The 14,679-nt window shown below is 67.4% G+C and carries 16 protein-coding genes; 6 read left to right on the top strand and 10 right to left on the bottom strand.

The features are described from left to right. Positions 1–147 precede the first annotated feature (147 nt). Positions 148–966 (bottom strand): three-helix bundle dimerization domain-containing protein, encoded by an 819-nt coding sequence (locus GC106_RS21765; protein WP_312872780.1) that lies wholly within the window; start codon positions 964–966, stop codon positions 148–150. A gap of 121 nt (positions 967–1,087) precedes the next feature. Between GC106_RS21765 and GC106_RS21760 the strand changes: the two genes are divergently transcribed. Further along, positions 1,088–1,321, top strand: coding sequence for a three-helix bundle dimerization domain-containing protein (locus tag GC106_RS21760; RefSeq protein WP_376777761.1), 234 nt, complete (start codon positions 1,088–1,090; stop codon positions 1,319–1,321). Positions 1,322–1,325: 4 nt separating this feature from the next. Here GC106_RS21760 and GC106_RS21755 read toward each other — a convergent pair whose 3' ends face one another. The 7 genes from GC106_RS21755 to GC106_RS21725 form a co-directional block, all read right to left on the bottom strand. After that, positions 1,326–1,754: a hypothetical protein gene (locus GC106_RS21755; protein ID WP_173133693.1), complete on the bottom strand. Its 429-nt coding sequence runs from the start codon at positions 1,752–1,754 to the stop codon at positions 1,326–1,328. A gap of 36 nt (positions 1,755–1,790) precedes the next feature. After that, complete coding sequence (locus GC106_RS21750) at positions 1,791–2,129, bottom strand: MFS transporter (protein WP_173133690.1); 339 nt, start codon at positions 2,127–2,129, stop codon at positions 1,791–1,793. Between the two features lie 132 nt (positions 2,130–2,261). Further along, on the bottom strand, positions 2,262–3,248 hold the full coding sequence (locus GC106_RS21745; protein ID WP_173133687.1) for an NAD(P)-dependent alcohol dehydrogenase: 987 nt from the start codon (positions 3,246–3,248) through the stop codon (positions 2,262–2,264). Next, positions 3,245–3,883, bottom strand: coding sequence for a DUF2306 domain-containing protein (locus GC106_RS21740; protein ID WP_173133684.1), 639 nt, complete (start codon positions 3,881–3,883; stop codon positions 3,245–3,247). The genes GC106_RS21745 and GC106_RS21740 overlap by 4 nt, the downstream gene beginning before the upstream one ends. 88 nt (positions 3,884–3,971) lie before the next feature. Continuing rightward, the gene (locus tag GC106_RS21735) at positions 3,972–4,640 is read right to left on the bottom strand and encodes a response regulator (protein WP_173133681.1); all 669 of its coding nucleotides are present in this window, start codon (positions 4,638–4,640) and stop codon (positions 3,972–3,974) included. Then, positions 4,637–5,773, bottom strand: coding sequence for a sensor histidine kinase (locus tag GC106_RS21730; RefSeq protein ID WP_173133678.1), 1,137 nt, complete (start codon positions 5,771–5,773; stop codon positions 4,637–4,639). Before GC106_RS21730 ends, GC106_RS21735 begins: the two co-directional genes overlap by 4 nt. 63 nt (positions 5,774–5,836) lie before the next feature. Then, on the bottom strand, positions 5,837–6,286 hold the full coding sequence (locus tag GC106_RS21725; RefSeq protein WP_173133675.1) for a pyridoxamine 5'-phosphate oxidase family protein: 450 nt from the start codon (positions 6,284–6,286) through the stop codon (positions 5,837–5,839). A 409-nt stretch (positions 6,287–6,695) separates the two neighbouring features. Between GC106_RS21725 and GC106_RS21720 the strand changes: the two genes are divergently transcribed. After that, complete coding sequence (locus GC106_RS21720) at positions 6,696–7,199, top strand: DinB family protein (protein ID WP_173133672.1); 504 nt, start codon at positions 6,696–6,698, stop codon at positions 7,197–7,199. Positions 7,200–7,238: 39 nt separating this feature from the next. On the opposite strand, the gene GC106_RS21715 is transcribed toward GC106_RS21720, so the two are convergent. Next, positions 7,239–8,411 (bottom strand): TerC/Alx family metal homeostasis membrane protein, encoded by a 1,173-nt coding sequence (locus GC106_RS21715; protein ID WP_173133669.1) that lies wholly within the window; start codon positions 8,409–8,411, stop codon positions 7,239–7,241. Positions 8,412–8,727: 316 nt separating this feature from the next. Between GC106_RS21715 and GC106_RS21710 the strand changes: the two genes are divergently transcribed. Beyond that, positions 8,728–9,645, top strand: coding sequence for an NADP-dependent oxidoreductase (locus tag GC106_RS21710; protein WP_173133667.1), 918 nt, complete (start codon positions 8,728–8,730; stop codon positions 9,643–9,645). On the opposite strand, the gene GC106_RS21705 is transcribed toward GC106_RS21710, so the two are convergent. Beyond that, complete coding sequence (locus GC106_RS21705; protein WP_173133665.1) at positions 9,642–10,304, bottom strand: nucleoside deaminase; 663 nt, start codon at positions 10,302–10,304, stop codon at positions 9,642–9,644. The genes GC106_RS21710 and GC106_RS21705 overlap by 4 nt on opposite strands. A gap of 139 nt (positions 10,305–10,443) precedes the next feature. On the opposite strand from GC106_RS21705, the gene GC106_RS21700 reads away from it, so the two are divergent. From GC106_RS21700 to GC106_RS21690, 3 genes are all read left to right on the top strand, one after another. After that, positions 10,444–11,604, top strand: a complete 1,161-nt coding sequence (locus tag GC106_RS21700) for a sialidase family protein (protein WP_173133663.1) — start codon at positions 10,444–10,446, stop codon at positions 11,602–11,604. 80 nt (positions 11,605–11,684) lie between these two features. Further along, on the top strand, positions 11,685–12,452 hold the full coding sequence (locus tag GC106_RS21695) for an endonuclease/exonuclease/phosphatase family protein (RefSeq protein ID WP_173133661.1): 768 nt from the start codon (positions 11,685–11,687) through the stop codon (positions 12,450–12,452). A 162-nt stretch (positions 12,453–12,614) separates the two neighbouring features. Then, the gene (locus GC106_RS21690) at positions 12,615–14,519 is read left to right on the top strand and encodes a glycoside hydrolase family 9 protein (protein ID WP_173133659.1); all 1,905 of its coding nucleotides are present in this window, start codon (positions 12,615–12,617) and stop codon (positions 14,517–14,519) included. Positions 14,520–14,679: the final 160 nt, after the last annotated feature.

The following is a 14,679-nucleotide window of genomic DNA, read 5'->3' as shown; positions in this document are numbered from 1 at the left end:
CCGCGGGCTACCTGACCCGCCGGTTCGGTGAGAAGCCGTGGCCGTGCGTGGTACGAAGGCAGGTTGCTGCCGCGCGTCGGCCCTACGGGACCGTGATCGAAGTCCCGGCCCTCGTCGCCCTGGTCTACGCCGCCGCTGGACCGCGCGTCATGCCGCTGCCCGGCGCAACAGCCGGTGGACGCGCCGGACGGCCGCCCGGCGCTCGTCGACGTTGATGTCGAGAGCGCGGACCACCGGGTCCTCGGGTCCCCGCCGCCGCCGGATCTCCGCCAGCCGGTTGTCCAGGGTCGTCGGATGCCCGTCGGGGCCCGTGGTCATGTCGCAGTACCACAGCGCGTCCCTGAGGCGTCCACGGTCGTCGTCGAACTCCGCGAGCCCGTCAGCCAGACCGAGCAGGTGGGCCACGGCGGCCGCGCCCGAGTGGTGTGCCACCAGGCCGCACACGCGCGGGGAGACGCCGGCTCGACGCAGGTACCGCGCGCCGTCGAGCGAGTGCCATCCGGTGTCGACCAGTTCGGCGGCGTAACCGATGTCGTGCAACCACGCCGCGGCGACCAGAAGGTCCTGTTCCCCGGGCGGCAGCAGATGCGCCACCTGCTCCGCCCGGCGGGCCACACCTTCCGTGTGCGCCCATCGGCGGGGCAGCTCCTTGGCGAGTAATCGCCTCGCGGTGTTCCGGGCCCAGTTGGACAGGTACGTTCCCGACAACCCGGACGAATCGACAGGGAACTCACGCGCGGAAGTCCGCACCGCACGTTCCACGAGCAGCGGCACGAAGTCCTGCACCGGCGCGCCGCCCAGCCGGGCCCGTGCCCGCTCGATCCACTCGTGCACCAGGCTTGGCGGCACTTTGTCGTGCTCCCGTACCAGGCGGGATTCCAGGCGCCGGATCTGTTCGTCCACGTGACGCCGCCGCACTGCCGCCGACATGGTCGTCAGCACGTCACCACCTTCCACGACACTCACCGCATCACCGTAAGCCTTCGCGGCGCCGCTGTTCAGGTCTGCCCGGTGGTGAGTCGTTTACCCGCTGGATCGCCGGGCAACCACTTCGGTAGGCCGACTGAGAGGAGTAGCTGTGGTCGCGATGCTCGACGGGCACCTCGTCCGCGATCCGCACGACCTGCACGCCAAGGTCGAGGCGCAACTCGACCAGGCCGCCGAGGAGGTCTCCCGGCGCTGCGCGAACCAGGTGGACTACCAGTCCATCCGCCAGGCCGTCGCCGCCGCGTACCGCAGGCTGTCCGACAAGGCCAAGTTTCAGAGTTTCCTGCCGATCCTCGCCGCCCGGGCCGCGCACCGGGACCTGTGCCAACGCTGAGCCGTCACCGCCGTCGTGGGCTGAGTGTCTTCTCGCGCGTACGGAGGAATGCCGTCAGTCTGGCTCGTAGCGCCGCTATGTGGCGGATGTCGATGGTGAACGTCGACGTCGGCGCGTAACCAGGCAAAGGGCGGGGCAAGTGGCAGGGACCGGTGATGTACACGAACGATTCGTCCTGGTCGTAGCGCGGCTGTGACCAGGACGGCCGGGTTTCCCCGGTGCGGTCGTCCTGGGACGGAATCACGTTCTCGGAGCCCGGAACCTGGGCCAGCGCCCGGGTGAACGCGGGCAGGTCGGCCTCGGTGACGCCCAGGCCCCGGCCGTTCCAGACCCGGGGAAACGAGTGCCGCCTGCCGTCAGCGGCGTAGGTGAAGGTGAGCACGTCACCGGCCGCCGTGATCGTCCAAGGCAGTACACGGGTGACGGTGGCCATCGACAAACTACTCCTTCGCGTCGCGGCCCCCAGATCTCACCCAGAGTAGTGGATCACTGACATGAACGGAATGGTTGACCGCCCTTGGGTTGTCCGCCGTTCGGGTCCGTCCTCACCCTCCGGCGCCCGCTTCCAGCGGTTGCTCGGTCTCGTCGACGACCGGCGGCTTGAGGAAACTGGTCGCCCAGGCGCCAGCGCGTAGGCGGTCACCAGCGTGCCTGCCGCCGGAATGGACACGTTCAGGTCGGCGGCGATCAGGTTCAGCACGCCGACCACGAGCAGTTCGGCGCTGCCCAGGACGAACATGCCCAGGAACAGCGTGGCCAGTGCCAGGTTCGCCTTGGCGGAGCTCAGCTCCACCTGTGGTGTGCTCATGTACAGCTTCCTTGTTCGCGGTTTCGTCTCAAGTGGAATGTCTTAGTCACCAATGAAGACCAACCGCCGGAGGAAAACCCGTCGCCGCAGGCGATTCAGCAAGACATGACGTGCGCCACACTCGTCGATCTGTCAGACGGTGATGACGACCTTCGCCCTGGCGTGTTCCTCCTCGAGGTAACGGATCGCGTCCGGCGTCCTGTGCAACGGGTAGGTCCGGTCGATGGCCGGGGTGACCTCCCCGGCCTCGATGAGCCGCCGCAGCGCGGTCAGCGGCTCTTTGCCGGGCGTCACGGTCAGCACCACCATCCGGTGGCGCACGAAGCGGGACATGATCTTGCCTCTGATGATCAGGCCCATCGGGCCGAACATGCTGCCGCCCCGGGACACGCCTCCGCCGGAGAGCACAAGCGTTCCGGTGGGCTCCAGCATGCCGCGCAACCGGGCCAGCGAATGATTGCCCACGAGGTCGAAAACGACGTCGTAGTGCCGGCCGGCACTGGTGACGTCTTCCTGGGTGTAGTCGATGACGTGGTCAGCGCCGAGCGACTCGACGAGGTCGATGTTCCTCTTGCCGCACACGGCGGTCACGTCCGCGCCGAGCGACTTCGCGATCTGCACGGCGAACGTCCCCACTCCACCTGAGGCGCCGTTGATCAGAACGTGGTGCCCGGCTTGGACTTCTCGCAGTCCCGCCAAGGCCGTGCCGCCCGCCAGCGGTACCGCCGCCGCTTGTTCGAACGTCAGGTTCGCCGGTTTCAGGTCCACGAGGCCGGCGGGGACGCTGACGTGTTCGGCGAAGGCCCCGTTGGCGTCACCGAGATCCCCGTACACCTCGTCCCCGGGCCGCCACTGGGTCACCGCCTTGCCCACGGCCTCGACACGGCCGGCGAAGTCCCGGCCTCTGATCCTCCTCTTCGGACCGGTCAGGCCGAACCAAGCGGGTGACATCACGCGCATCAGGTACGGATCGCCTCGCATGACGTGCCAGTCGTACGCGTTGACCGCCGCCGCATGCACCCGCACCAACACCTCGTTGTCCGCGGCCGTGGGTTTCGGCACGTCCATGAGCTTCAGGACGTCGGGTGAGCCGTACCGGTCCTGAACGATCGCTTTCATCGAGTCTCCTTGACACGTAACGGTTTACGGATGATCCATTCGGCGACGGCCAGGTTGATCACCCAGCCGGCGGTGGCCAGCAACGCCCTGCTGAGCTCGTCGGGTGTCTCGGTGACGACGCTCAACGGCAGCAGAGTCAGCACCTGGGTGCCCGCGCCCAGCCCGATGGCGTACCCCCGGGTCATCCACGCCCTGTGCCGGATGACGTCCCGCCGCCGGATGGCGACGACTCCGAGGACCAAGCACACCGCCATGGCCGAGCCGAACACGAGCCGGGCGGCGGCGAGCACGACGCTGTCCGGGATCTGGTAGGACAACGTCATCCACAGTCCCGAAAGAGCGGCGACCAGTCCACAAGGGACAAGCCAGCGACCGGCGGCACGGTGCCAGCCGCGGCCCCGCAGCCGCGGCGCGAACTGCAAGGCGCCCAGCACACAGAACGCGCTGGCGCCGACGATGTGCAGCACCAACGGCAACGGAGCCGCGAAGAACCGGGCGTTCCGCGCGGTGACCGGTCCACCGCCGCCCAGTTCGGTCAGCCGGGCCGCGCCGGCGATCACCGGCACCGCGCTCAGCGCGATCAGCCCGGCAGGTGCGAGCCATCTCGGTCTGGCGCGGGGAGTTTCCGTCGACATGCCCGAAAGCGTGCCGTCACCAGGCCCGGCACCTCATCGGAAGATGGGCCTGAGTCGAACCGGCCGATGGTACGGGGCCGAAGCCGTACTATCGGCGGGATCCGTTCCGCACGCGGTTGGTCTCGTACGCCCACATGGCGATCTCGACCCGGTTACGGGCGGACAGCTTGGCCATCAGGCTGGCGATGTGGGTTTTGACCGTGCTGAGCGTGATGTGGAATTCGGCCGCGATCTCGCTGTTGGTCCGGCCGGAGGCGACGGCGACGAGGATCTGCTCCTCGCGGTCGGTGAGCACGTCGATCGGTTGTGCCGGTGCTGACGCGGGCCCGGTGCTGGCGAACGCGCCGAGCAGCCGGGCGGTGATGCTCGGGGCGATCAGGGCGTCGCCGTTGGCCGCGGCGCGAACGGCCTGGGTGAGCATGGCACGGCCGGAGTCCTTGAGCAGGAAACCCCTGGCACCGGCCCGAAGCGCGGCGTAGACGTAGTCGTCGAGGTCGAACGTGGTGATGACGACGACGGCGAGCGGATCGCCGACCGCCGGTCCGGCGAGCGCGCGGGTGGCTTCGATGCCGTCGAGCTCAGGCATCCGGATGTCGAACAGGCACACGTCAGGGCGCAGCCGTCGGGCGAGCTCGACCGCTCGCCGCCCGTCGGCTGCCTCACCGACGACCTCGATGTCCGGCTGCGCGTTGAGGATCATCGTCAACCCGGTCCGGGCGATCTCCTGATCGTCGGCGACGACCACGCGGATGCTCATCTCGCTGCCCCCGGTACCGGAATCCGGGGCAGCACAGCCGTGACGGTCCAGCCACGCTCGGGATCGGGACCGGCTTGGCACGTGCCACCGAGCAGGTCGGCCCGCTCGATCATGCCGATGAGCCCGTGACCGGGCGTCACGGCCGGACTGGGTTCTCCGTCGTCGCTCACACGCAGGGACACCGACGTGTCGTCAGCGGTGATCCGGACTTCGACGCGGGTCGCGTGGCGCGCGTGTCGTCTCGCGTTGGTGACCGATTCCTGTGCGAGACGGTAGATCGCCGTCTCCACTGAGGACGGCAGGTCGCCGACGGCACCGGTGATCTCCACCTCGACATCCGGTCCGGGCCCGGCTCGGGTCGCCAGCCGCGTGACGTCGCCGATGCGCGGGTTCGGCGCGATGTCCGCCGGTTCGTTCTGGCGCAGGACACGAACCATGGTGCGCATCTCGGCGAGCGCCAGCGACGCCTCCGACTCGATCACGGTGAGTGCCTCGGTCGCCGCGTTCGGTTCCGTCTCCGATGCCGCGAGACCGGCCCCGGCCCGCAGCGCCATCGCCGAGACGTGATGGGCGACCGTGTCGTGTAAGTCGCGCGCCAGCCGTTCCCGTTCGAGCAGCTTGACCTGGTCGAGTTCACGCATCCGCGCCTTGGCCCGGTAACGCATTGCCGAGCCCAGTGCGCCCACCGAGAACAGCACGACGAGTCCGGCGAGCGTGTCCGGGAGGCTGATGTAGCCGAGGAGCAGTGACAGGCAGAGCTTCACGAGGATGATCGCCGTGCCGAGCACGACCTCGCGTCCCGACCCCCACCGGACCAGCGAGTACACCAGAAGCAGCACGAACACCATCGTGTTGGACTGTGGCTCAGCGCCGATCAGCACGGTAACCACGGCACTGGCGCCGAACGCGATCGCGACCATCAGCAACGGCCTGGTCCGGCGCCACAAGAGCGTGGGCGCCAATCCCACGGTCATGACGGTCGAGACCACCCGCCACGGCAGGTCCTGACGCAGGACCCCCTCGGCCACCGCGACCGACACGATCACGCCGACCAGCGCCCAGTCCCACCACGCCCGGGAGTTCGGACGGGACGGGCTCGGCTCGTCATACAAGGACCGGAGAAGGCCGTACACCAACTCATGGTACGAGAGCCGGTGCGCCCGCAGATCAGCCCAAAGTACGAGTCGGCCCCGCCGTCAGGCCGTCGGGTTGCTGTAGACGCGTAGGGGTGTGAGGAGAACGGCGGCACGTCGCTCTTCGGCCATCGCCCGGTCGTAGGCGCCCCAGTCCTCGTGCGTGCCGCCCGCGGCGCGGAAGATGGTCTGCAGCAACAGCCGCAAGGCTTCGCCGTCGACATCCGGATGCGGATCGTCAGGGCCGACGATCTCGGCACTACCCTCGACGGTCGCCCACCGCCACCCGGCCCGGGCGACGATCGTGGCTCGCGGTTCGGCGCGCAGGTTGTGCAGTTTGCGTGAGCCGCCCATGGCCACGAGCCCGACCACGCGTCCCGCCCGTAGCGGGTGCTCCAGTACCCCGGCGTTGACCACAGAGGACTGGATGCCGCGGTCGGGGCGAACCGTGTTGAACACGCACAGGCCGTGGTCCATCGGGATCAGCTCGGCAAAGGCTGAAAGGTCGGTCATGCTGCGAAGCCTTTCTCGCCGGGTCCGTCCGCCGCGGACTCGCTGTCACGTCGTGGTCTTGGTGCTGGTGCTGAGCACCACCGAGGTCTGGGGGTCGTAGCTGCGGACGATGTCGCACGGACCACTTGGAAAGCGCCGTAGGCCACGGTGTTGGCCTCGGCGGGATCGGCGGCTGCCGCGGAGACCCCGGTCAGCAGGCTGGTGACGACCGCGAGCAGGGCGCTCAACCGTGACATTCGGTCACTTCCTCACAGGCCAGGCCGGGGCGACGGCATCCTTTCACCGATCCGTGAACACAGTGTGGCGCGAAGTTGATATCGAGTCACCGGTCTTGCCGGACCGGCAACTTTTCGTGCGCGCCGCGGCGGTCGGCGCGAGGCTGGTGCGCAGGCGATCCCGTGGGGAGACAATGCGAACTCAACGTCAAGCGAAGCGGAAACGCGACACCGGGCCGCCGACGGCCGGACCGGGGGAGCGGGACGTGCTCGTCGGTTTCCTCGACTACCTGCGCGCCGCCGTCGCCGCCAAGGCCGAGGAAGCGCCGGAACCCCAGGCCCGTGTGGCCGGTGTGCCGTCGGGAACGAACCTGCTCGGGCTGGTCAAGCACCTCACCTATGTGGAAAGGCACTGGCTACTGGGCCACGGCGTGACGAACTGGCAGGCCACGTTCCACCTCGATCCCACGGAGACGGCCGAGACGATCCTGGCCGGCTACCGGGAAACGACGGCCGAGGCGAACCGCGAGATCGTTTCCTGGGACGACCTCACCGAGGCGGCTCCCCGCCCGGCCAAGCGCGGCGGACCGGCGCCGTCCCGGCGTTGGACGCTGACTCACCTGATCGAGGAAACCGCGCGGCACGCCGGGCACGCCGACATCCTGCGGGAGTTGATCGACGGCTCCACCGGACGCTGAAGCAGCGGCGGTACGTCGACGGTGTGACGCCGTTGGTGGTCAGGCGTGCGCCTGTTCGGCGTGCGCCCGCCTGAACAGCTCCATCAGCTTCTCTTCCTCACGGATGCGGGCGCGGTACTTCTCCGGCAGCTGCTTGAGCTGGGCCTCCTCGGCACGCAGTTTGGCGTAGATCTCCGCGCGCAGCGCCGGATCGTCCTCGATCTCGCACAGTTGGACCGCGTGCCGCCGGGCCTGGGCGATGACGTTCTGGGCCCGGCCCCACCTGCTGGTCAACGAGGCGACGACGGTGACGAACAGGACGCTGAAGATGACGGCCAACGACAAGCCGGTGCTGATCTCGGCGACGTTGACGGGCTGGCCGTTGTTGATGAAGGGCACGTTGTTCTCGTGCAGGGCGTGCAGGATCAGCTTGACGCCGATGAACGCCAGGATGGTCGCCAGCCCGTAGGCCAGGTAGACCAGCCGGTCGAGCAGGCCGTCGATGAGGAAGTAGAGCTGGCGCAGGCCGAGCAGGGAGAACGCGGTCGCGGTGAAGACCAGGTAGACGTTCTGGGTCAGGCCGAAGATGGCGGGGATGGAGTCCAGCGCGAACAGCAGGTCCGTTCCGCCGATCGCCACCATGACCAGCAGCATCGGCGTCATGACCCGCTTGCCGTTCTCGACGGTGAACAGCTTGTCGCCGTCGTAGCGATCCGAGGTGTGGAACAGTTTCCTGGCCACGCGGACCATGAAGTTGTCCGGGGTGCGTTCCTCGCTGCCACTCGGTTTGATCAGGTTTCCCGCGGTGACCAGCAGGATGATCCCGAACAGGTAGAACACCCACGCGAACAGGTTGATCAGGGCGGCGCCCAGCGCGATGAAACCGGTCCGGGCGATCAGCGAGAACACGATCCCGATCAGCAGCACCTTCTGCTGGTCCGCCCTGGGCACCTTGAAGCTCGCCATGATCACCAGGAAGACGAACAGGTTGTCGACCGACAGGGCCTTCTCGGTGACGTAGCCGGCGAAGTACTCCGAGCCCATGGTCACGCCGCCGAACAGCAGCACACCGATTCCGAACAGGACGGCTATCCCGACGTAGACGGACGACCAGAACGCGGCTTCCCGGATGGTGGGCACGTGTGCCTTGCGGATGTGCGCGAAGTAGTCGAACAGGAGCAGGCCGATGATCCCGATGATCGTCAGCCACCAGATGGCGTCTGGTACGTCCACTTGCTGCTCCTGATCCACTGTCGGGCGCGGCGTCTCCGCGCACTACATGAGCACGGACAGCCGCGGATCGCAAGCGGGCGGCCGGTGGCGCGAGGCTTGACTGATCACTGATCGCGGTGGTGCGGCGCGAATGTGGTCGCGTACGCGTGTGTGCACCGTCGCGTGTGGCCACATCACGATGTCCGGCGTCGGACTTGGGCGTGGGGTCGCCCGGCGTCGAGCGGATCACATCGGGAAGCCACTTGCTTCGAACTCGAAGCGATGTACACTCGGGCTGTGCTTCGAATTCGAAGCAAATATCCGAGAGGTGATGACTGTGAAGGCGATTCGGTTCCACCAGTACGGCGACGCGGCGGTCCTGCGTGCCGAGGAGATCGACCAGCCGCTTCCGGGCACCGGTGAGGTACTGCTGCGCGTGGCGGGCACGTCGTTCAACCCGATCGACGCCACCATTCGCGCCGGCTACGTGCAGGAGGTCTTCCCGGTGCGGCTGCCGCACACGCCCGGCATCGACGTCGCGGGCACCGTGCAGGCGTTGGGCGAGGGCGTTACCCGGTTCCGGGTCGGTGACGAGGTCGTCGGCTTCTTGCCGATGACGGCAGACGGCGCGGCCGCCGAGTACGTCATCGCGCCGGTCGACGTCTTGGCGTCGGCGCCGACCGCGATTCCGCTCGCTGACGCCGCCGCGCTGCCTTCGGGTGGCCTGACCGCGTGGCAGGCGCTGTTCGAACACGCTGATGTTCAAGCGGGACAGCGAATTCTCGTGCATGGAGCGGGTGGCGCGGTCGGCGGCTACGCCGTCCAGCTGGCCGTGCGGGCAGGCGTGAAGGTTGTGGCTACAGCAGGTCCGCGCAATGCCGACCGGGTGCGCGGCTACGGCGCCGACGTGGTCGGTCGTGGCACCGACGGCGTCACTGGCGAATTCGACACAGTGCTGAACTTCGCGCCGGTCTCGCCCGCCGACATGGTTACCTTGGCAGGTTTTGCCCGTGCGAAAGGCGTTCTGGTCACCACGACGACACCCGGGCCAGAGGCCGACCCACGTGGGGTGCGCTCGACCAGCGTCTTCGTGCGCAGTGACGCCGAGCAGCTCGCCAGGCTCGTCAGCCAGGTGAACGCTGGGACGCTGCATGTCCACGTCGCCGAGCGGGTCGCTTTGGCCGACCTGCCTGAGGTGCACGCCCGGCACGACGCTGGCACGTTGCCCGGCAAGACAATTGCCGTCCCGCGTTAGTCCCTTCCCGGCGTGCTCAGCCGGATGAGACTCGTCCACACCGCGCGAAGCGCCGAGACCAAAGGCATTCCGCGGAGGTCATCGGCTTTCGGTCCGGCAAGCTCCCTGGCGAGCCGCACGGCGCCGGGCATCACCGGCCAGTGACTGTCTATTGTGGACTGTATGTCGCGTTCCACTGCTGAGACGAGGTGGAGGACCGCCGCGAAGGTCTGCAGCGGTCCGCCGGCCGGACCTTCGCGCAACGGCCAGCGCCGGGCGATGTTGTGGTTGAGCCGCGGGAGCTGGTCGATGCCGTGCCAGGCCGGATCCGGGGCGGCGAACCGGACGGTTCCGACGTGGCTGTGCCGAAGTGCGGCGGTGCACAGGAAACAGGGCTCCAGCGTGGTGTACAGGACATGATCGGAATAGTCGCCCGGTGACAGCCGGGCGAGCGCGTTGACCTCGGCGTGGGCGAGGTTGCTGCCCGCGAGTTGGCCCTGTGGACCGCTGTTCTCGTTCCAGCGGTTTCGGCCGCGAGCCACGATCGTTCCATCGGCGTCGGCGAGTGCGGCGCCCACCGGGATGCTCCTTGCCTGGAAGGACTGCCAGGCAAGGAGAAAACACTCCTGCCAGGCCGGATTGACGGACGTCCAGAAGTTGATCGCTTTGTGTGGCGCCATGTCCAGGCCGGCCTTCTCCTCGCATGTCCGCGAATTCGCCACTATATCGGCAGGTCAGCGTGGTTCAACCAGTTCGTCACCCGATCACCGACCGCGGCCGTTACGATGAGAGAAGTAATGATCACCTGACGTAGTAGGGGTGGCAGTGGTGCTGACCGCGGGTGCGGTGGTCATGCTGGTCGCGACTTTGCTGAGCGCGCCGGCGCCGGAACGTCGTGTGCTGTACGACGGCGGAAGCTTTTATCCACGGGTGATCCGTTTGGAGCACAGTGGTCCGGCGAACGGGACAATCCTGGCCGCGATCACCACGAACTTCGGCTCGCAGGGCGCCGGAGTGATCAGCGCGAGCACGGACGGCGGCGAGACCTTCCAGCAGATCGCCGCGATCGAGGACCCCGCGGCGGCCAACGGCGCCGGGATCTGTTGCTCGTTCCTGTACGAGTTACCTTCGCCCATCGGGGCCATGCCCGCGGGAACGGTGTTATGGGCCGTGACGGTCGGATACCAGGCGCCGGAAGGGCAACGCCAGACCCGCCAGCGGTTATGGGCCAGCTCCGACGTCGGCCGGAACTGGCGGCACGTCTCGGACATCGCGGTTTCGCCCAACCAGTACAACACCTGGGAACCCAGCCTCGCGGTCGCGGCCGACGGCACACTGGTCGCGTTCTACTCCGACGAGACCGACAAGGCCAACCACGACCAGAAACTCGTCCAGGTCAGATCCGCGGACGGCATCACCTGGACCGACTACCGGCACACCGTGGTCAACACCGACTGGTACGTCCGGCCCGGGATGATCAACGCGATCCGCTTACCCGACGGCTCGTACTTCATGACCTACGAAGTGTGCAACAACGACCTGGTTCACCTCTGCAGTGCGTATTTCCGCCGTTCCGCCGACGGATGGGACTTCGGTGACCCGTACGACCTCGGCACCGTGATCCGTACCGCGGACGGCAAGTACGGCAGGCATACCCCGACCGTCGCGTGGAGCGCGGGACCCGGCAGTGCCGGAACAGTCCTGGTGATCACCGAAATGCTGGTGGAGGACGACGGCAGCATCTCGCCGGGCAACGGCAAGACCATCCTCGCCAACGATCACGTCGGCGCCGGGCCGTGGTACGAGATCCCCGCGCCGATCCCTGTCGAGGGCGTCAACAACGAGGGATGCCGCAACTTCAGCCCTTACCTGCTGCCCACCCCGGACGGGAAAGCCGTGCTCGAAGTGACCACCGACTATGACGGTCCCGTGTGCAAGACCTATTACGCCACAGGGCCTTTGACGCCGGCACGCAGGTGACCTGACCGCGCGGGCCAGGGAAGCCTGATCGGCCGAGCCGCGCGGTTGTGGCAAGCCGGGAAGTCTGCTTATGTCTCGGCATGAACCGCGTGATCATCGTCCTGGTGACGCTCGCGTTCCTCGGCGTGCCGTCGGCGGCGAAGATCACCGGCACCACGATCACTGTGCTGCAGTTGAACATCTGCCACGGCGGGATGGCCGGCTGTTACCGAGGCGACGCGGTCATGGCCAAGGCCGCCGAGGTGATCAGGTCGAGCAAGCCGCAGGTGCTGTCGGTGAACGAGGCATGTTCCGGTGACGTCGACCGGCTGCGGCCGGCTATGGGGCCCGCGCGGGCGCTGTTCGTCGCGGCACGCGACCTCGACGGCACGCCCGTGCTGTGCCGCGGCAGCGACCAGCACTACGGCAACATCGTCATGGTTGCCACCGCCTTTGCGGGTCTCGCCGAGGAGTCCGGTATCTACGCCGCTCAGTACACGGCTGCGGACGGGCACCGTGAGCTACGCGCTTGGGCGTGTCTTGCTGCGGCGCATTTGAGCGTATGTACCACGCACTTGTCCGCGGACAACGCGCCGACCGCACTCGCACAGTGCCGCGACTTGATGGCTCGGGTGGCAGGATATCCGCGGCCTGCTGTCGTCGCCGGTGACTTCAATCTGCGGGACCACGGTTCGCCGAGCATGCGGGACTGCGATCCCGGCGGGTTCTCCCGCCGGGGCGACGGCAACGTCCAGCACGTGTACGCCAGCGATGATCTGTCGTTCGGCCGAACCACGAAGATCGACATGATGGGCAGCACCGACCACCCCGGCTGGCTGGTCACGCTGACAGCGCCGTCACCCGGATGACGGAGTACCGATCGACTGGCTCTTCGCTACAGTGAAGTCTGGGAGCGCTCCCAGAAACAAACCCCAGGTCAGCCCTCGTGAGTGTTTATCAGGGTTAGAACACTGATAAACACTCACGAGGGTGCGTCGCTCAAGGTCGTGAGGTATCCCATGTGGACGATGATGTCTCGGGTTCTGCCGGCAGTCCTGGTGCTGGGCGCGGCTGTCGTGCCCGCCACGGCGAGCGTCGCGCCCGCCGCCACCTTCAACTACGGCGAGGCGTTGCAGAAGTCGGTGTGGTTCTACGACGCCCAGCGCTCCGGCCGGTTGCCCGCCGACAACAGGGTTTCCTGGCGCGGCGACTCGGCGCTGACCGACGGGCAGGACGTCGGACTGGATCTCTCCGGCGGTTTCTACGACGCCGGTGACCACGTGAAGTTCGGGCTGCCGTTCCAGTTCAGCATGACCATGCTCGCCTGGGGCGCGGTGGAGAACGCGGCCGCGTACCAGAGCTCTGGTCAACTGCCGTACCTCAAGGCCAATCTGAAGTGGGGCAACGACTGGTTGCTCAAGGCCCATCCGCAGCCGAACGTGTTGTACGGCCAGGTCGGCAAGGGCGACGACGACCACAGGTGGTGGGGTCCGGCCGAGACGATGACGATGGCGCGCCCGTCGTACAAGATCGACGCCTCCTGCCCCGGTTCCGATCTCGCGGGTGAGGCGGCGGCTCAGTTCGCGGCGAGCTACCTGGTGTTCAAGGACAGCGATCCTGCGTATGCCGCAACGCTGTTGTCGCATGCCAAGCAGCTCTACACGTTCGCGGACACGTACCGGGGCAAGTACTCGGACTGCATCACTGACGCCCAGAACTTCTACCGGTCCTGGAGTGGCTACCAGGATGAGCTGGTCTGGGGCGCGATCTGGCTCTACCGGGCCACAGGGGACAGCGCATACCTGGCGAAAGCGGAGGCGGAGTACCCCAAGCTGCCCACCGAGCCGCAAAGTACGACCCGCTCGTACAAGTGGACGATCGCGTGGGACGACAAGTCCTATGGCGCCTACGTGTTGCTGGCCCGGCTGACCGGCAAACAACAGTACATCGCCGACGCGAACCGTTGGCTGGATTACTGGACTGTCGGCGTGAACGGGCAACGGGTACCGTACTCACCGGGCGGACAGGCTGTGCTCGACACGTGGGGTTCGTTGCGTTACGCCGCCAACACCGCGTTCGTCGCGTTGCTCTACAGTGACTGGCTCAAGGCCCAAGATCCCACCCGCGCCACTACCTATCATGACTTCGGCGTGCGGCAGATCAACTACGCACTGGGCGACAACCCACGGAAGTCCAGTTTTGTCGTCGGGTTCGGCGCCAATCCGCCGCGCAATCCTCATCACCGGACCGCGCACGGCTCATGGGGCGACAGCATCACGGACCCGGCGACCAACCGGCATGTCCTTTATGGCGCGCTGGTCGGCGGACCGACATCGCCCAACGACGCGTACACCGACGATCGCTCGAACTACACGATGAACGAGGTCGCGTTGGACTACAACGCGGGATTCACCGGCGCACTCGCGCGTCTCTACGCGGAGTACGGCGGCGCTCCGCTGGCCACGTTCCCGACCGCCGAAACCCCGGACGGCCCCGAGCTCTTCGCCCAGGGCGCGCTGAACCAACCGGACGGCACCACCTTCACCGAGTTCAAGGCATACGTGATTAACAAGTCGGCGTGGCCGGCGCGTACCTTCACCGGCGCACTGCGCTACTACTTCACGCTCGACGGAACCACGACGGCCAGCCAGATCTCGGTGACGTCACCGTACAACCAGTGCGATCCACCCGCGGTGAAGCAGTTCTCCGGCAACGTGCACTACGTCGAGATCACCTGCCAGTCGGGCGTCGCGCCCGGCGGGCAGTCCCGGCACCGCAAGGAGATCCAGGTCCGGATCACCAGTTCGGGCAGCTGGGACCCCAGCAACGACTGGTCGCGCCAGGGCCTGGCCCCCAGCGGCTCGGCCCCGGTCGCCGTACCGAACCTCAACCTGGTCCAGGGCTCGACAGTGGTGTGGGGAAACCCGCCCGCCTAGGTCGTGTTTCGAATGTCCCGGTCGATGAGAGTCTGCCCCGGCCGGAGGCCGGAATCGGCTCGGTGGGGCGGTTCCTGGCGTCGCCGCGGGATCGCCGCGAATACTGGTTGTCTTTGGGCGGTCCCGCGGTGGCGTCAGGGGCCGCATCCGGCCCGGCTAT

The sequence above is a fragment of the Kibdelosporangium persicum genome (genome assembly GCF_013280595.1).
Taxonomy (GTDB): Bacteria; Actinomycetota; Actinomycetes; order Mycobacteriales; family Pseudonocardiaceae; genus Kibdelosporangium; species Kibdelosporangium persicum.
This window is presented reverse-complemented; position numbering and strand designations above follow the sequence as displayed.